Origin of the sequence: Pantoea sp. WEP (genome assembly GCF_041678305.1) — a bacterium.
GTDB lineage: Bacteria > Pseudomonadota > Gammaproteobacteria > Enterobacterales > Enterobacteriaceae > Pantoea > Pantoea dispersa.
In genome coordinates this window covers 659547-677399 of record NZ_JBGNXB010000002.1, presented here as the reverse complement: position 1 = coordinate 677399, position 17853 = coordinate 659547, and the positions used below count along the sequence as shown (strand labels likewise).

Here is a 17853-nt window from a genome sequence, read left to right as displayed (position 1 = left end):
CTCACCCTCCTCAGGCTGGCGTCTGTATGGTTTCCGCTACCGCCGTCGCCTGCGGATCCGGCAGCGGTGCCGCCAGGTGGCGCAGCAGATAACACAGGCCAAAGGCAAAACTCAGTGCGTAAATCACCACCACCGACACGAAAATGGCGACGCTGCTGCCGAGGGACATTGGCGCCAGGCTGTCGGCGGTACGTAGCATGCCGTATACCGTCCACGGCTGCCGGCCGACCTCCGTCACCACCCAGCCCGCCAGCAGCGCAATGAAGCCAGCCGGTGACATCAGCGCCAGCAGACGCAGCACGCGCCGCGACTGATCAAGGCGGCCGCGCCAGCGCTGCACATTGCCCGCCAGGCTGCTCAGCAGCATCAGCAGCGCCAGTCCCACCATCAGGCGAAAGGCAAAAAACACCGGCAGCACCGGCGGCAGGCTGTCGCGCGGGAATTCACCCAGGCTTTTGATGTGGCCGCTGAGGTTATGGCGCAGGTAGAGCGAGCCGATAGCCGGGATCGCCAGCTCGGCGTGATTCCGCTGCTGCGCCTGATCGGGCAGCGCAAACAGCCGCAGCGGCTCGCCCTCCCCTGGCGCAGGCGGCTGCCAGCTGCCCTCGATCGCCGCCAGTTTAGCAGGCTGATAGTCACGGGTGTTTTCGCCATGCAAATCGCCCACCACCATCTGCAGCGGCAGGATGCACAGCGACACCGTCAGCGCGCTGCGCAGCATCAGCCGGCTGGCGGCCTCGCCAGCATTACGCAGCAGGCGCCACGCTGCGACGCCACCCAGCAAAAACGCCACGCTGATCCATGAGGCCAGCAGCATGTGCGCCAGCCGCCAGCCAAACGAGGGCGCGGAAATCAAACTCCAGGCGCTGTCCGGCGTGAACTGGCCGGCGTCATTGAGCGTAAAGCCGCGCGGCGTTTGCATCCATGAGTTAGCGGCGAGGATCCAGAAAGCGCTAAAAATCGCGCCAAGCGCCACCAGACAGGTAATGGCGAAATGCACGCCGGGTTTCACCCGATCGATACCAAACAGCATCACGCCGGTCAGCGCCGACTCGAGGAAAAAAGCGATCAGCACTTCATACAGCATCAGCGGACCGATAATGCCGCCCGCTTTGCTGGCAAACACCGACCAGTGGGTGCCGAACTGAAACTCCATGATCACGCCGGAGACGGTGCCAATCGCCACGGTGAGCGCGAATACCTTGATCCAGAAGTGCAGCGCCTGATGCGCTTCCGGCCGCCTGCCCCATAGCCAGCGCGCTTCAAACCACACCAGAAACGGAGCCAGCCCCAGCGTCAGCGCCGCCAGAGTAATGTGCATGCCCATCGTCAGGGCAAACTGACCGCGCGCGATCAGCAGCACCCACTCCTGGCTACTCACGGCTCGGCTTACCGCTGTAGCGGGTGATCGGCTTCTCCTCGTCACCCTGCATGGCGCGTGCGAAGGTTTCCAGCGCCGCCAGCAGTGGCCGGATACCCTGCCACAGCGCCTCATCATTTAGCAGTTTGAGCACACCGCTGACGCCCGGCGCGCTTTTCTCCTGCTGCGCCGTGTCGCTGGCCGGCTTCATCGCCAGCAGGGCATCGCGTAGCGCCAGCAGCAAATGGTTGAAGCGCTCTGGCGGCACGGTGCTGAGCGTCATAAACAGCAGCGACAGGTTCTGAACCGCATTCTGCGTGCCGGGCCGGTTAAGCCCGGCGGCGACGATTTTGCCGATGTCATTGTTGGCTTTTACCACGTCGTTAGCCAGACGCAGGAAACCGTGCTGATGCAGATTCTCCAGCAGCTCATTCAGCGCTTCCTGCGCGCTGGGTTCGGTGCGCGTCGGAGTGGGTTGATAGTGCAGCGGTTCGGCCATTAGCTTTTCTCCGGATGCGAAACGTGTTCAGGCGGCAGCCGGTATTTAGGCTGCTGCCATTTTTGTTCAACGGGCAGATGATCCAGCGGCGTGCGCTGGCCGTGGCGGAAGTTGTGCAGCGGAATCGGGTGCGGCTGTGGCGCATGCGCCAGTTTGCGCATCATCACCGCAATTTCCTTGTAGGCGGGCGTGTTGACGTCGGGATCGTGATGTTCACCGGTCAGCCCGTTAATACCCGGTTTGCCATGGTGAATAGGAATGAACAGCACATTGCCGGCCATCCGTTCGGTCACCACCACCGGCACCTCTACGCTGCCCCGGCGCGAACGCAGTTCCACCCAGTCGCCCTGCTGTAATTGCCGCTCCTGCGCCAGCTGCGGCGAAATCTCAACAAACCAGTTGGGCGACAGCGATTTGATGCGCCCGCCCTGCCCGGTCTGATTAGTCGACTGGAAATGCTCCAGCATACGTCCATTGTTGAGCAGCAGATCGTACTGCTCATCGGGCGCTTCCATCGGTGGCTGCCACGTTAGCGGGTACAGACGCGCTTTGCCATCAGGAAAGGCGAACGCCTCGGTATACAGCAGCGGCGTGCTGCTGCCGTCGGCGTTTACCGGCCACAGCTGTGACTGCCAGCCGACGAGGTTCTCATAGCTGACCCCGGCAAACAGCGCGGCGATACCCGCAGCTTCTGCCATGATGGCGCCGGGATTTGGGTAGTGCCAGTGATGACCGAGACGCGCCGCGACATCAGTCAGTATCTGCCAGTCAGGCCGGCTGTCGCCGAGCGGCGCAAACGCAGGCGAGAAGTGCTGAATGCGCCGTTCGGTATTCACGAAGGTGCCCTCTTTCTCCAGGCTCGGACAGCCAGGCAGCACCACATCCGCGAACTGCGCGGTACGGCTCATGAAGATGTCCTGCACCACCATGAAATCCAGCCGGCTAAAGGCTTCGTGCACTTTGGTCGAGTCCGCATCAGAAAAGGCGGTCTCTTCGCCGATGATGTACATGGCGCGCACCCGCTGTTTATGCGCGTCTTCCACCATCATGAAGTTATCCAGCCCGGCTTCATCGGAAAGCGCTTCCGGTGCCACGCCCCAGGCGCGCGCCCATTTTTCCCGCACCTGCGCATCGGTCACTTTTTCGTAGCCGGGATAGACATTGCTTAAGCAGCCAAAATCGCTGGCGCCCTGCACATTATTGTGACCGCGCATCGGGTAACCGCCGGTGCCAGGGCGGCCGTAGTTGCCGGTGACCAGCAGCAGATTGGAGAGCGCGGTGCTGGTATCCGCACCGTGGCTGTGCTGCGTAATGCCCATCGCCCACAGCAGGCAGGCGCTGCCCGCGTTGCCAATCATCTCGGCGGCTTCGGTCAACTGCGCCACGCTCAGACCGGTGACTTCACTGGCCATCTCAAGCGTAAACGGAGCCAGCGAGGCGCGATATTCCGCCACCTGATTAACGCGCGTGCGCAGGAATGCGTCATCGGCATAACCGTGATCGAACATGTAGCGCGCCATCGCCGATGCCCACACCATGTCGGTACCGGGACGGATGCGCAGATAACAGTCGGCGCGCTCAGCCATTTCGTGACGGCGCGGATCGACCACCAGCAGCTTTTGTCCGCGATGTTTGTGGCTCTGCTTGATATGTGACGCGAAAACCGGGTGGTTTTCCGCCAGGTTGCTGCCAACGGTGATGATCAGGTCGGTCTGCTGCAGATCGCGCAGCGTACCGGCATCGCCGCCGTAGCCCACGGTGCGAAACAGCCCTTCCGTCGCCGGGTTCTGGCAATAGCGCGAGGAGTTGTCCACGTTATTGGTGCCGAAAATCAGACGGGCGATCTTCTGCGTCAGGTAGGCTTCCTCATTGCTGGCTTTACTGGAACCAATAAAACCAATGGCGTTACCGCCGTGCTGGCGCGCCACCGCGCGCAGTCCGTCGGCAACCCGCTGTAGCGCCTCTTCCCAGCTGGCCGGGCGGAACTGGCCGTTTTCACGAATCAGCGGCGTGGTCAGCCGGTTCGGGCTGTTCACAAAATCCCAGCCAAATTTGCCTTTGACACAGGTTGAGATGCCGTTAACCGGCGCATCAGCCACCGGCTGGATTTTGAGGATGTGGCGATCGCGCGTCCAGACTTCAAAACTGCAGCCGACGCCGCAATAGGTGCAGACGGTTTTGGTTTTTTTGATTTCGACTTTGCGCAGCGCATCATCGATCAGCGAAATTCCGGTGATCGGCTCCATACCGATGCTGTTTTCCAGCGATTTGACGAAATCAATCAGCGGCCGCTTCAGGTCTTCATCCATCGCGGTGAAGGGACCGGCGTCGGGCTGCATGGTTTTTTCCAGCAGCGCGTTGCACGGGCAGACGGTCACGCAGTGCCCGCAGCTGACGCAGCTGGAACCGGCAATCTGCGTTCCGCCATCCCACAGCACGCGCGGGTGATCGGCGCTGTAATCAATCGACAGCGTCTCATTTACCTCGACATTCTGGCAGGCTTCCACGCAGCGTCCGCACAGAATGCACTGATCCGGATCGTAGGTATAAAACGGATTACTGTGGTCTTTGCTGTCCGGTTTGCGCTGGTAGGGGTAATACTGAATCGGAATGTGCATGTCCGCGACGGTGTTATGCAACGTGCAGTCGCCGGTGTTGTGCTCACACACCGTGCAATAAAGCTCGTGGCGATTGAGGATGCGGTCCATGCCCTCCTGCTGTGCCGCCTGCAGTACCGCACTCTGGCTGACCACGCGCAAGCCCTCGGCGCTGCGTAACGTGCAGCCGCGCACGGCTTCGCCATCCACCTCCACCCAGCAGACATCACAGGTTTGCAGCGGCGGCAGCGCCGGGTGATAACAGACATGAGGCAGTTTTTTTCCCTGCTCCTGCAGAAAATCAATTAACGGTTGATTTGCGGTTCCGCTTAAGCGTTCACCATTAAATATAATGGTACATTGTGCTTCGCTCATTTAACGCCTCGTTTAAGCCATCGCTCATAAATATTCGGGCCGGACAGCGCCGGTTATTATGTAAAGTTATGCATAGAGCTTAGGAACAAATCTTTATCCCGCAAGCAGACCGATTCGCTTAATAATGCGCACAGCTTACGCAGCGCTAAAATAATCATTACGTTAGTGATTTTGTAACTAAAAATATCATTTCAGCCACTGCCGCCACGCTTTAATAAAACGCGACTGCTTATTTTTTGACGTGACAAATATCACATCTCTGCCAGGCTTAATTTACTCGTTCCACTGTACAAGGAGATAGGTATGACTTCATTTACTAACAAAACGCTGATTACCCAGGAATATCCAAAGCCGCCATTCAAAAAGCAGCATCAGCCCATTCCGGGATTAGCCAGTAAGATGGAACCCCGTCCCGATCACGGTGAAACCAGCTATCGCGGCACTGGCCGTTTAACCGGGCGCAAGGCGCTGATTACCGGTGGTGACTCCGGCATTGGCCGCGCAGTAGCCATTGCGTATGCCCGTGAAGGGGCTGACGTGGCAATCAACTACCTGCCGGAAGAGGAGCAGGACGCCGCTGAAGTGGTGCAATTAATCGAAGCGGAAGGCCGTAAAGCGGTGGCTATTCCGGGTGATATTCGCTCAGAATCTTTTTGCCAGCAGCTGGTAAAAGAGGCAGCAGAAAAACTCGACGGTCTGGATATTCTGGTGAATAACGCCGGTCGCCAGCAATTTAATGAGTCAATTCGCACGCTCTCAACGGAAGATTTTGACGCCACCTTTAAGACCAATGTTTATGCGATGTTCTGGATCACCAAAGCGGCACTGGAATATTTGCCTGCCGGATCATCCATTATTAATACCTCGTCGGTTCAGGCGTATGAACCGAGCGCCATTCTGCTGGATTACGCGCAAACCAAAGCCGCTATCGCTGCCTTTACCAAAGCGCTGGCGAAACAGCTGGGCGAACAGCAAATTCGCGTCAATGCCGTCGCGCCAGGACCGTACTGGACCGCGCTGCAGGTGTGCGGCGGTCAGCCGCAGGAAAAAATCGAGAAGTTTGGTGCCAGCGCGCCACTGGGGCGTCCGGGTCAGCCGGCTGAAATCGCGCCGTTGTACGTGACCTTCGCTGAAACCACCAACAGCTTCACCTCAGGTCAGGTGTGGTGCTCCGATGGCGGTACCGGTACCGTCTGACCGGGGAATTCCACCCGCATCACGTGGCTGCCAGCAGGCGGCCACGTTGCCGTTTCTGCTGACAGGGAAGATCCATGAATAATCAAACGCTGCAGTCGCCGATGCGCGACCAGGGCTTTGCCCGTCTCGGCGACTACGCGGCCATCGGTGAAGGCCGGTCGGTGGCGCTAATTGCGCCCGACGGCGCTATTGACTGGTGGTGCGCACCCAACCTTGACTCCGCCCCGCTGTTTGACCGCCTGCTCGACCCGGAGATTGGCGGTTTTTTCCAGATTGAACCTGACGTTCCTTACCGCATCGAGCGCGCTTATCGCGCCGACAGTAACGTACTGGAAACCCGCTTTTTTACCGATGACGGCAGCGTGCTGCTGACCGAATCACTGAACAGCACGCTGGCCGGCCGTCTGCCGTGGAGTGAACTGGCGCGGCGCGTAGAAGGCGTAGATGGCGAAGTGACCCTGCGCCTGACGCTGCGCTTTGGCACCGTTGCCGAAACCCGCTCGCCGTGGCAGGACAGCACCGAACAGGGCGACGTGTACCACATCGGCGATCTGATGGCGATGCTGCGCACCAGCGAGGACTGGCAGATCGAACAGCGTGACGATGAGCACATCAGCGCTACGCTGCAAACGGCTGCGGACAGTCGCTCGCTGGTGGCGTTGCTGGTCACCGAGCGCGAACCGCTGGCGGTGCCGCCGCTGGAGGCGATCGATACCCGGATTGAAACCAGCCATACCGCCTGGTGCGACTGGACCCGCAGCCTGAGCTATCAGGGGCGCTTTGCTGAGCACGTGCGCCGCTCGGCGCTGTCGCTGAAATTTTTATGGTATTCCCCCACCGGCGCGCTGGCGGCGGCAGCCACTACCTCGCTGCCGGAAGGCATTGGCGGGGAAAAGAATTATGACTACCGCTATGCATGGGTACGCGATGCCTGTCTGATCATCAAAGCCTTTGTTTTTCTCGGTGCGCTGGAAGATTGTAAAGCGGCGTTCTCCTGGCTGTCGAAAACCATCATTCGCCACGGTACCGCGCTGCGCACCTGCTACACGCTGGAGGGCAACGAAGTGCCTGCCGAACGCTTAGTGCCGCTGCGTGGCTATCACCATTCTCAGCCGGTACGCGTGGGCAACAACGCGCGCGACCAACTGCAGCTCAGTATGTATGGCGACATGCTTGCCACCGCCGAGCTGTTTATTCGCGCCGGGCACGTGCTGGACTTAGCCACCTCGCGCATGCTGGGTGCGCTGGCTAATCACTGTGCCGATTTATGGCGTCAGAAAGACAGCGGCATCTGGGAACTGCCGGAACAGCAGCACTATACCCATTCAAAGATGGCCTGCTGGCTGGCGTTGGATCGTGCCGTAGCGCTGGCCGAAGCGCGCCACATTGAACCCACGTGGCTGAAACGCTGGCAGCGCGAGCGCGACCGCATCAGCAGCTGGATTGAAGCGCACTGCTGGAACGAAGCGAAACAGGCGTATGAATTTTATCCCGACAGCGACGGACGGCTGGATGCCGCGCTGGCGCTGGTGCATCCCTACGGCAGCCGGGTTAACCCGGCTCGCATGAGCGCTACCTATCGTGCCATTGAGCAGGAACTGGGGCACGGTAGCGCCATGATGTATCGCTACAGCGGCACGGAACAGGAAGAGAGCACCTTTATCGCCTGCTCATTCTGGCTGGTGGAAGCCTGGGCGGCGCTGGGAGAATGCACGCGCGCCGAGAACGCCATGCAGCAGATTCTCGGCAAACTGTGCCAGCGCGGCAACGTGGAAACTTTCAACGAAATGTTTGATGTGCGCAGTGACGAATGGCGCGGCAATATGCCGCAGGGCCTCAGTCATCTGGCATTAATTTGCGCCGCACAGGCGCTGACCGATCATGGCTGAAATGCCCCGCCGGCTGGCGGGGCATGATGTTAACGTGAAGGCTGTGGCGCACGAAACACCAGCAGGATACCCGCCAGAATCGCCGCCATGCCCAGCAGGCTCAGCCACGGCAGTCGGTTACCCAGCAGCAGATAGTCGAGCAGCGCGGTAATCACCGGCACCAGATAAAACAGGCTGGTGACGTTAACGATACTGCCCGCGCTCAGTAAGCGATACAGCAGCAGTTGGGCCACCACGGAGATCATCACGCCGAGGAACAGCACGGCCAGCCAGAAATGCAGCGTGAAGCTGACATGAAACGGTTTAACCGGCAGCAACAGCAGGCACAGCAGTAAACTCACGCCGTACTGCAGCGGCAGCACCTGCGCCGGATGCTGCGTCACCCGCTGCTGCATGATGGCACCGAAGGTCATGCACAGCAGCGCGGCCAGCGCAAACAGCACGCCGCTGATCGGCAGCTGTGACGCCGCCAGACTACGCCACACCAGCAGTATCAGCCCCGCCAGCGCGACCGTTAAGCCCAGCAATCGACTGCCCGGCAGACGCCGCTCCACCAGGCACAGCGTCAGAATAGGCTGGATGCCCATGATGGTGGCGATCAGCCCAGGCGTCACGCCCTCCGCCATCGCTTGGAAATAACACAGCGAATAAGCGCCGATCAATACCAGGCCGGTCAGCATTACGCGCGGGCGCGTACCGGGCTGCGGTAGCCAGCGGCGGCGAAACAGTCCCACCAGCAACAGCGCGACCAGCGCGATGCTGAAACGCACCACCAGCAGTGCCAGCGGTGAGGCATTATCCAGCCCGAGACGCGAGAAAATGGCTGCGCTGCCCCACAGCAGCACAAAGCCTGACGTCGCTGCCTGCGAAGTCAGCGAAGAAGAAGAACGCATAGCATTGCTCCTGAAACAAACGTTGTTAGCGCGCTCGCTTAGCGAGGCGCAGGAAGTTCGATACTTAGCGAATCACAACGCGTGCCGGAGGTGGCGGGCAGCAAGGCGCATACAGGCGAAAGTCAGATGACGATGCGGAATCAGCAGAGAGTGTCATAAACGCGCCTGTAGCATGGGGTTGAGGCCAAACGTTAACAGATTGTTTACACCCTGTCATCCATTTAGCCGTTGCGGAAACACCTCACGCAGCCAGTCAATCAGCACCCGCAGGCGCTGGGTGAGATGGCGGCTCTGCGGATAAACCACGTGGAACGGATAGTCGGACGGACGCCAGTCGACGAGGATCTCCACCAGCCGTCCGGCCTGCAAATCCGCGGCCGCAGCGTAACGGAACGTCTGAATGATGCCCAGACCCGCCACCGCCGCGGCAAGGTGCGCGTTGCTCTCATTGACGCCAACGCGATGCGCGGTCTTGACCTCGATTCGCTCTTCACCGTGGCGAAAGCGCAGCGGAAACGCGCGCCCGCTCTGCGGCGACAGATAGCTGATGATACGGTGGCCATTGTTCAGCTCCTGCGGATACGCCGGAATGCCGTAGGTCCGCAGATAGCCGGGCGTGGCACAGGTGATCATTTGCGCATTGCCTAAGTGCCGTGCCACCAGTGACGAATCGCTCAGCGGGCCACCGCGCACTACGCAGTCCACGTTATCACTGATGAGATCCACGGTGCGATCGGACACGCCAAGGTCCAGGGTGATGTCGGGAAACCTGGCGACAAAATCGGGCAGCGCCGGCAGCAGCACATCACGCGCCGTTGAGCCGCCGATATCCATACGCAGCTGACCGTGCGGTTTCGTCGTGACGCTATTGAACGCACAATCGATATCTTCCAGATCGCGCACGATGCGCAGCGCCCGCTCGTAGTAATCGCGCCCTTCTGCCGTCACCGTGACCCGCCGCGTGGTGCGCTGCAACAGGCGCACGCCGAGATGCGCTTCCAGCTCCTGCACCAGCTTACTCAGGGTGGCGTTAGGCATATCCAGTGAATTGGCCGCCCGGGTAAAGTTGCCTGCCTCAACCACGCGGGCAAACGCCCGGATTGCCAGCAATTGATCCATTGTCGCCCCAACCTGATTATCCACCCAGAGAAATAGTCCTTTCGATTTTACACCATTTATCCGTAAAAGCGGCAGCGCTACAGTGCACTTCAGCGACGGCAAGGCCGTCACCATTTAACCTGATCAACTGTGGAGTACGTACTATGAACCTGATTCTTCAAGACAAAATTGCTTTAGTGACCGGCGGCACCTCCGGTATTGGCCTCGCCACCGCCCAGGAACTGGCGGCACAGGGCGCACGCGTGTTTATCACCGGTCGTCGTCAGGCTGAGCTGGATGCGGCCGTCGCCAGCATCGGCGCCACCGCCACCGGCATTCGCGCCGATGCGGCACAGTTAAGCGATCTCGACACCGTCTATGCTCAGATTGCGCGCCAGGCCGGCCGGCTGGATATCCTGTTTGCCAATGCCGGTGGCGGCGACATGCTGCCGCTGGGGGCCATCACAGAAGAACATTTTGATCGTATCTTCAGCACCAACGTCCGCGGCGTGCTGTTCACCGTGCAGAAAGCGCTGCCGCTGCTGAGCGATAAGGCGTCGGTGATTGTCACCGGCTCCACCGCCGCGATTCAGGGCACGCCGGGCTTCAGCGTCTACAGCGCCAGTAAAGCGGCGGTGCGTAACTTTGCCCGCTCGTGGGCGCTGGATGTGAAAGACCGCGGCATCCGCATTAACGTGGTGAGCCCCGGCCCGGTGCAGACGCCAGGCTTAGGCGGACTGGTGCCGGAAGATCAGCGCCAGGGGCTGTTCGATGCGCTGGCCGCACAGGTGCCGCTCGGTCGTCTGGGTGAGCCACGAGAGATTGGCAAGGTGGTGGCGTTTCTCGCCTCCGACGCCGCCAGCTTTATTAATGCAGCCGAGCTGTTTGTCGATGGCGGTATGGCGCAGGTGTAAGCGGGTGTTGTACCGGTGCGCCGCCTGGCGCACCGGCTTTCTGCCTGAAGAATGGCTGCGGTTACCGCAGCGAATGCTCACCTGCTACCGCAGCCGGCTCGCCTGCGGTGAGCTGCTGCTCCAGCTGCTCCAGCGATATGCCTTTGGTCTCCGGCACGCGACGCAGCACAAAGACAAAGCCCGCCGCACAAATCACGCCATACAGCATAAAGCTGCCCGCTGCACCGAGTCCGGCATTGAGGATGGGAAAGGTGTAGGTCAGTACAAAACAGGCAATCCACAGCGCCAGCGTGGCGACCGACATCGCCAGACCGCGAATCCGGTTGGGGAAAATTTCCGCCAGCAGCACCCAGGTGACCGGCGCCAGCGTCAGCGCATAAACCGCAATCGCCGCCAGTACCAGAATCAGCACCGGCCAGCCGGTGATGCCCAGCGTGTAGGCACCGGCAATCAGTGCATAACACAGCGTCAGTCCTCCGGCGCCGATTAACATCAGTTTGCGACGGCCGAGCCGGTCCACCAGCGGCAGTGCCAGCACCGTCGCCAGCAAATTGATCAGGCCGGTGGCCACGATCGACTTCAGCGTGCCGTTGATATCGAAACCAGCCGAAGCAAAAATCTCCTGCGCATAGTTGAAAATCACGTTGATACCGCACCACTGCTGGAAAATCGCCAGCACGATGCCGGTGATGACAATTGGCAGCGTACGCGGTGCCAGCAGCGAGCCGGCGCGGGTGCGCGTTTGCTGGCGATCCTGTTCCAGCGCGCGGGCAATCTCGCGCTGCGTCTGCTGCGCATAAGCAGGCGAACCAATTTTATTCAGCATCGCCAGCGCGCGCTGTGGCTGACCCGCCAGCATCAGCCAGCGCGGTGATTCCGGCACCCACATCATCAGCAACAGAAATGCCAGTGACGGCACGGCGGCCGAGGCGAACATCCAGCGCCAGCCAACCTGACCGTTCCAGGTTTCACGCAGCGCCGCATGGGTTGATGCGCCGACGACCGGATCGGCAATCATCAGGTTGATCAGCTGCGCCGCCAGCACGCCAATGACGATTGTTAGCTGGTTAACCGCGACAAACTTGCCGCGCTTGTCTGCCGGGCTGATCTCCGCGATGTACATCGGGCTGAGCGCCGAGGCGATACCAATGCCGACGCCGCCGAGAATGCGCCACCAGACAAACAGCGTAAAGCTGCTGGCCAGCGCGGTGCCGATCGCCGACACCACAAACAGCAGTGCGGCGACAATCAGCGGCAGCCGCCGCCCCAGCTTGTCCGCTAACCAGCCGGACACCAGCGCGCCAAACACGCAGCCCACCAGCGCCGAGCTCATCGCCCAGCCGGATGCCGCCGGATCGGTGACGTTGAACCAGGCCTCATAGAAGGGTTTGGCCCCGCCAATCACCACCCAGTCATAGCCAAACAGCAAACCGCCGCAGGCTGCCACCAGACAGATGCTCCACACGTAACGCATATTCAGATGTTGATGATTGTTCACGGCCACTCTCCGCACCAGGGTCAAAGTGCGGCTATCTCATCACCAATACCGCAGGGTGAAAGTTCAGGTCCTCACAGATTTTAGTAACAGGAGTTTAGTAAACTAGGCCGTACCGGGATCGGCCTCGACATAGAGATAACCGATGCCGAGGACCTGACGCGCGCGATCCAGCTGACCAAAATGCACGTTGGTGGCTTTGCTTTTCAGCGCATCGCGCGGATCGAAGGGGTTGAAATCAATCTGGTGCACGATGGTCTGCAGCCAGCTCTCACCAAAAGTACAGCTGCGACCGTACAGCCAGATTTGATTGATATTCAGCGTATTAAGGAAATTGTACAGACTCATGCCGATGGCTTCCGCGCTGCGCTGCGCCCACTCGACGATCCACGGCTCGCCGGCCTGCCAGGCGGCCAGCAGCTGACGGCTGGTGGGCTGCACCGCCTGCGGCGCGCGCTGATGCGCCAGCCGCTTCAGCGTGCTGAGCGAGGCGACCGTCTCCAGGCAGCCCTGTCGTCCGCAGTTACAGCGCTCCCCGCGCGGATCAATAATGGTGTGGCCAATCTGCCCGCTGCCGTACAGGTTGCCGCGAAAGATCTCGCCGTTGATGACAAATGATGAGCCGATGCCGTAATCGACATTGATGACGCAGAATTCGGCCAGCACATTGCGGTTCAGCCACTTTTCCGCCAGCGCCAGCATCACGCAGTCGTTATCGACGCGGACGTCAACTGCCAGCTTCTCCTCCAGCAGAAACTTCAGCTGCAGCGGGCTGCGCCAAGCCGCCTGCGGCATATGCTGCGAGACACCGGTTACCGGATCGACCTGCCCATGCACCGCCAGCGCCAGATTAATCTGCCGCTTCGGCCAGCGTTTACAGGTCGCGCGCCACACCGTTTCAATCTCCGCCAGCAGCTGCTCTGGCGTCTGCGCGTTGATGCTGATTTGCTGATAGTCGCCCTGCGCCACCAGCTGCGCATCCGCCAGCTGCAGTTCAATGCTGGTCGGCTTGACGCACAGGCACAGCGTCCACGCGCCCTCGGCCGGCAGCTGAAAACTGCCGTTGCTGTTGCCGCGCGTGCTCAGCGTGGCGCTGGAGTGCTGCACGTGGCCCTGCTCCAGCAGCTCCTGCAAAATCTTGCTGGCTGCCGGTATGGTCAGGCCGCTGAGCTGCGCCAGCTGCGATTTGCTCAGACGTTTATGACGCCACATCAGCTGCATAAACAGCGCTTTATTGTGCTTACGCACCTGGAAATTATTCAGTCCGACGGTTTTCACGCGGCCTCCTTTCGCTTCATCCGCGCTTATCTTACTAAACAGTGTTTACTGAGTTCTGTGATGGTTGCGCCATCCTGCGCGCCTGCCGTGCTTTAGAGTCCCTGCTCATAACAACCTGTTCGCGCTATCCCGGTAAAAAACGTTCCGATAAGGCCGGGCGAACGCTTTATCTGGCTGTGCTGACACCAACCCTACAGAGAAAACATAATGACAACATCACCTGCAACCCATCCGTGGCTGATCCGCCTCGGCATTCCGCCCGCGCTGGCCTGGGGCTATCTGGCAGTCCTGCTGTTTATGATTGGCGACGGCGTCGAGTCCAACTATCTCGCGCCCTATCTGCACGAAAACGGCTTCTCCCTGAATATCGCTGCCTGGGTAATCGCCTTTTACGGCGTCACCGTCACGCTGGGCTCATGGCTGGCCGGTTCGCTGTCAACGCTGATCGGCCCGCGTAAAGTGATGCTGGCGGGTGGCCTGATATGGATTGTGTTTGAAGTGCTGTTCCTGGCCGTGGCGCTGCCGTCGCATAGCGTGCTGCTGCTGGCGCTAACCTATGGCCTGCGCGGCGTGGCTTATCCGATGTTTGCCTACGCCTTTCTGGTGTGGATTCAGTCGGCGGCCCCGGCGGAGATGCGCGGCTCCGCCACCGGCTGGTTCTGGCTGGCGTTTACCGGCGGGCTGCCGACGCTCGGTTCGCTGGTAGCGATCTTCTCTATCCGCCTGGTGGGCGAATACGCCACCTTCTGGCTGTCGCTGGGTCTGGTGGCGATCGGTCTGCTGGTGATGCTGCTGGCGCTGAAAGAGCGCAGCGGTTATCAGTCGCTGCTGGATGCCGAACATCGTCAGCAGGGCACGCTGCGCACGCTGATGGGCGGCATCGATATTCTGTGGCGTGAGCCGCGCATCGCTGCCGCGGCAGTGGTGCGCATCATCAACACCACGCCCTACTTCGGCTTCTTTATTTTTCTGCCGGGCTTTTTCACCGAACAGATTGGCTTTTCCCAGACCGAATACCTCAGCCTGATCACCATCATGGGACTGGTGGGCATGAGCTTTAATCCGATCGTTGGCAAGCTGAGCGACCGCATCGGCTGGCGCAAAGTGCTGACGGTGTTCGGCGGCCTGGGTTCCGGCGTCTCGATGCTGCTGATGTACTTTGTGCCGCAGTGGAGTCACGGCAGCTTTGTGCTCAGCGTGATCTGCGCCTGCCTGTACGGCATCACGCTGTGCGGCTACGTGCCCGCCGCCGCGCTGTTCTCCTCGCTGTGCCAGCCGAAGGACAAAGGTAACGCCATGGCGATTTACTGCTTCGCCGCCGGTTTGTCCACCTTCTTCGGTCCGGCGCTGTACGGGGCGATCAATGCGCTGCTCGGCACGCTCGGAGTGATTTGGGGCTACGCCTTCCTGTATCTGGTGAGTGCGTTTATCTCGTGGCGTTATCTGCTCAGTCCGCTCGATCCGGGCGAGCAGCACAACCCGGCGGCGCAGCGCCTGCGCCGGTTAGATTCCATCGCGTCGGAGTAAACAGAGCGTTATGAAAGAGTACGATTACATTGTGGTGGGCGGCGGGAGCGCGGGCTGTATCGTTGCCGCGCGCCTGGTCAGCGAAGGAAATGCACGCGTGCTGCTGCTGGAGGCCGGGCGCGACGAATACCATCCGGTGCTGAAAATGCCCGCCGGCTATATGAAGTTTCTCGCCAGCGACCGGTTTCTGACGATGCATCAAACCGAAGCGCAGCCGCAGCTCAACGGACGCGGCGTGATCGTGCCGCAGGCCAAAGTGCTGGGCGGCGGCTCGACTGTCAACGCCATGGTCTACATGCGCGGCCATAAACAGGATTACGCCGACTGGAACCAGGCGCTGGGCCATCAGGGCATCGACTGGTCGTGGGAGGCGCTGCTGCCGCACTTTACCGCCATCGAAGATAACGATCACCTCGGCGCACCGAATCACGGCGTTGGCGGTCCGATGAAGGTGTCGCATCTCGGCCATTTCAGTCCGCTGAGCCGCGCCTATGTCAAAACCCTGCAGGGGCTGGGTATTCCCTACACGCCGGATTTTAACAGCGGCAATCCGTCTGGCGTCGGCTTCATGCAGCACACCATCGACGGTCAGACGCGGCAGCGCTGCAGCGTGGTCGATGCGTTTATCAACCCGCTGCGCCATGACGCACGGCTGACGCTGGTTACTGGTGCACAGGTTGAAGAAGTGCTGTTTGACGGCACCTGTGCCAGCGGCGTGCGCTATCGTCAGGATGGCCAGCCGCAACAGGCGCGCGCCAGCCGCGAAGTGATTCTGGCTGCCGGTGCCTACCAGACGCCAAAACTGCTGATGCTCTCTGGCATCGGTCCGCAGGAGCAGCTGAAACAGCACGGCATAGCCGTGCGCCATGCCTTGCCGGGCGTGGGTAAAAACCTGCAGGACCATTACGAAGTGCCGGTGGTTGCCAGCACGCGCGGTGCGTTTGGCTACTACGGTCAGGATCGCGGCTGGCCGATGGTCAAAGCCGGACTGCAATATCTGTTGTTCAAAAGCGGCCCGGTGACCACCACCGGCGTGGAAACCTGCGCCTTTTTCGATCCGCTCGATTTCACGGCAACGCCCACCATTCAGATGTTCTGCGTGCCGACGGTCTATCTCGATCGCGATGTAATGGGTGCCGATCCCGGTGACGGTGTCACGGTGAATTCCCTGCTGCTGCGCCCTAAAGCCACCGGTGAAGTCACGCTGCGCGATAACAACGCCAGCAGCCTGCCGGTGATCGATACGCAGATTTTCGGCCATCCGGACGATTTAGCCCGCACCCTCGCCGGCTTTCGCTTTGCGCGTCAGGTGCTGGCCGCCGCGCCCATCCGCGAGATGGTCAATCAGGAGATCTTCCCTGGTGCGGAAGTCACCAGTGATGACGCGATAAGCGCCCATTGCCGGCGCATGGTGAAAACCGGCTATCACCCGGTCGGCACCTGTCGCATGGGCCACGATGACGATCCGCTGGCGGTGCTGCACGACGACCTGCGCGTGCGCGGCGTACAGCGGTTGCGCGTGGTGGATGCCTCGATGATGCCGAATATTATCAGTGGCAACACCAATGCGGTGGTGATGGCCGTGGCGCATCGCGCTGCGGAGCTGGTTCTGCAGTCACAACTTGTCGAGCACAAGGAGGCCGTGTATGAGTGACAAACTGGCGCGCCTGCAACAGGCGCTGGCACACTGGCAGCTGGATGCGGTATTGCTGACGCGTCGCGATAACATCGCCTGGCTGACCGACGGGGCCAGCTATTATGTGGTAGAGCGTGCCGAGACCGGCGTTGCCAGCCTGCTGATCGGCCGCGACAGCGTGCTGCTGCTGGCACCGGACAATGAATTACCGCGCATTCTGGCCGAAGAGCCGCTGCCGTTCAGCTGTGCGACCCGGCACTACCCGTGGTACCAGTCGCTGAGCAGCGTGCTGCCGGCGGGCAATATCGGCAGCGATACGCCCATGGCAGGATTGAGCGATATCCAGCCGCAGATGATCACGCTGCGCCAGGGGCTGAGCGCAGCGGAACAGCAGCGCTTTCGCACGCTGGGACAGGAGACGGCGCAGATTGTCGAAACGGTGGCGCGCCAGCTGCGCGCGGGCGTGAGCGAATGGCAGGTCGAAGCCGAGATTGCCGCCGGCTGTCTGGCGCGCGGCATTCGCCCGATGTGCACGCTGGTGGCCGCTGATGAGCGCATCGCCGCATTTAAACATCCGGTGCCGACACGCAAAACGCTGCAGCGCATGATGCTGATCACCCTCGGTGCTGAACGGCACGGTTTGCATGTCAGCCTGACGCGCCTGGTGCATCTCGGTGACCCCGACGCGGCGCTGCGCCAGCGCATTGTGACGCTGGCGGAGATCCACGCCGATATGCTGTACGCCACTCAGGCGCAGCGCAGCTGGTCAGCGGTTTTTGCCGGCATCACTCAGGCTTATCAACGCCACGGTCACGCTGAGGCGTGGCGCGATCATCATCAGGGCGGTCCGGCCGGTTACGGCTGTCGCGACTGGATTATCACCCCGGAGAGTCGCGGCGAGGTGCAGCCCGACATCGCCTTGGCGTGGAACCCGACGCTGAGCGGCGTGAAAAGCGAAGACACTTTTTTGCTCAGCCGCAGCGGGCTGGTGCCGCTCACGCGCAGCGACAGCTGGCCGCTGATTCGCCTGCAGCGCGGTGATAATACCCTTGAACTGGCCGACTGGCTGATTCTCCCGACATCCTCATAAGGAAG

At 60.7% G+C, this 17853-nt stretch carries 13 protein-coding genes; 6 read left to right on the top strand and 7 right to left on the bottom strand.

All coding sequences use genetic code 11. From position 1 onward, the window contains the following. Window positions 1-10 precede the first annotated feature (10 nt). From ABVR31_RS22480 to fdhF, 3 genes are read right to left on the bottom strand one after another with little or no spacing between them, the layout of a single operon-like run. Window positions 11-1381 (bottom strand): cytochrome ubiquinol oxidase subunit I, encoded by a 1371-nt coding sequence (locus tag ABVR31_RS22480; RefSeq protein WP_238562268.1) that lies wholly within the window; start codon window positions 1379-1381, stop codon window positions 11-13. Next, entirely contained in the window at window positions 1374-1859 is a 486-nt protein-coding gene (locus ABVR31_RS22475; protein WP_150360207.1) for a DUF1641 domain-containing protein, read from the bottom strand. Before ABVR31_RS22475 ends, ABVR31_RS22480 begins: the two co-directional genes overlap by 8 nt. Continuing rightward, a complete protein-coding gene (gene fdhF / locus ABVR31_RS22470) occupies window positions 1859-4831 on the bottom strand; it encodes a formate dehydrogenase subunit alpha (RefSeq protein WP_372774701.1) in 2973 nt (990 codons plus the stop codon). Before fdhF ends, ABVR31_RS22475 begins: the two co-directional genes overlap by 1 nt. Before the next feature lie 303 nt (window positions 4832-5134). On the opposite strand from fdhF, the gene ABVR31_RS22465 reads away from it, so the two are divergent. Both ABVR31_RS22465 and ABVR31_RS22460 read left to right on the top strand, forming a co-directional pair. Further along, a complete protein-coding gene (locus ABVR31_RS22465) occupies window positions 5135-6028 on the top strand; it encodes an SDR family oxidoreductase (protein WP_021509546.1) in 894 nt (297 codons plus the stop codon). 74 nt (window positions 6029-6102) lie between these two features. Beyond that, a complete protein-coding gene (locus tag ABVR31_RS22460; protein WP_372774699.1) occupies window positions 6103-7917 on the top strand; it encodes a glycoside hydrolase family 15 protein in 1815 nt (604 codons plus the stop codon). A 29-nt stretch (window positions 7918-7946) separates the two neighbouring features. Here ABVR31_RS22460 and ABVR31_RS22455 read toward each other — a convergent pair whose 3' ends face one another. Next, window positions 7947-8810: a DMT family transporter gene (locus tag ABVR31_RS22455; protein ID WP_372774697.1), complete on the bottom strand. Its 864-nt coding sequence runs from the start codon at window positions 8808-8810 to the stop codon at window positions 7947-7949. Between the two features lie 213 nt (window positions 8811-9023). After that, window positions 9024-9929 carry a LysR family transcriptional regulator gene (locus tag ABVR31_RS22450; protein WP_372774695.1) on the bottom strand — a complete coding sequence of 302 codons (906 nt, stop codon included), beginning with the start codon at window positions 9927-9929 and terminating at the stop codon, window positions 9024-9026. Window positions 9930-10072: 143 nt separating this feature from the next. Between ABVR31_RS22450 and ABVR31_RS22445 the strand changes: the two genes are divergently transcribed. Further along, window positions 10073-10822 (top strand): SDR family oxidoreductase, encoded by a 750-nt coding sequence (locus ABVR31_RS22445; RefSeq protein WP_372774693.1) that lies wholly within the window; start codon window positions 10073-10075, stop codon window positions 10820-10822. A gap of 61 nt (window positions 10823-10883) precedes the next feature. Here the strand turns inward: ABVR31_RS22445 and ABVR31_RS22440 are convergent, their stop codons facing one another. Beyond that, window positions 10884-12320 (bottom strand): sugar porter family MFS transporter, encoded by a 1437-nt coding sequence (locus ABVR31_RS22440; protein WP_372774691.1) that lies wholly within the window; start codon window positions 12318-12320, stop codon window positions 10884-10886. A 102-nt stretch (window positions 12321-12422) separates the two neighbouring features. Beyond that, a complete protein-coding gene (locus ABVR31_RS22435) occupies window positions 12423-13595 on the bottom strand; it encodes an ROK family protein (protein WP_372774689.1) in 1173 nt (390 codons plus the stop codon). A 207-nt stretch (window positions 13596-13802) separates the two neighbouring features. On the opposite strand from ABVR31_RS22435, the gene ABVR31_RS22430 reads away from it, so the two are divergent. Genes ABVR31_RS22430 through ABVR31_RS22420 form a run of 3 tightly spaced genes read left to right on the top strand, consistent with a single transcriptional unit; the run spans window position 13803 to window position 17848 of the window. Continuing rightward, window positions 13803-15122 (top strand): MFS transporter, encoded by a 1320-nt coding sequence (locus ABVR31_RS22430; RefSeq protein WP_059011891.1) that lies wholly within the window; start codon window positions 13803-13805, stop codon window positions 15120-15122. A 10-nt stretch (window positions 15123-15132) separates the two neighbouring features. Further along, window positions 15133-16776, top strand: a complete 1644-nt coding sequence (locus ABVR31_RS22425; RefSeq protein ID WP_372774687.1) for a GMC family oxidoreductase — start codon at window positions 15133-15135, stop codon at window positions 16774-16776. After that, complete coding sequence (locus ABVR31_RS22420; RefSeq protein ID WP_372774685.1) at window positions 16769-17848, top strand: M24 family metallopeptidase; 1080 nt, start codon at window positions 16769-16771, stop codon at window positions 17846-17848. The genes ABVR31_RS22425 and ABVR31_RS22420 overlap by 8 nt, the downstream gene beginning before the upstream one ends. Window positions 17849-17853 lie beyond the last annotated feature (5 nt).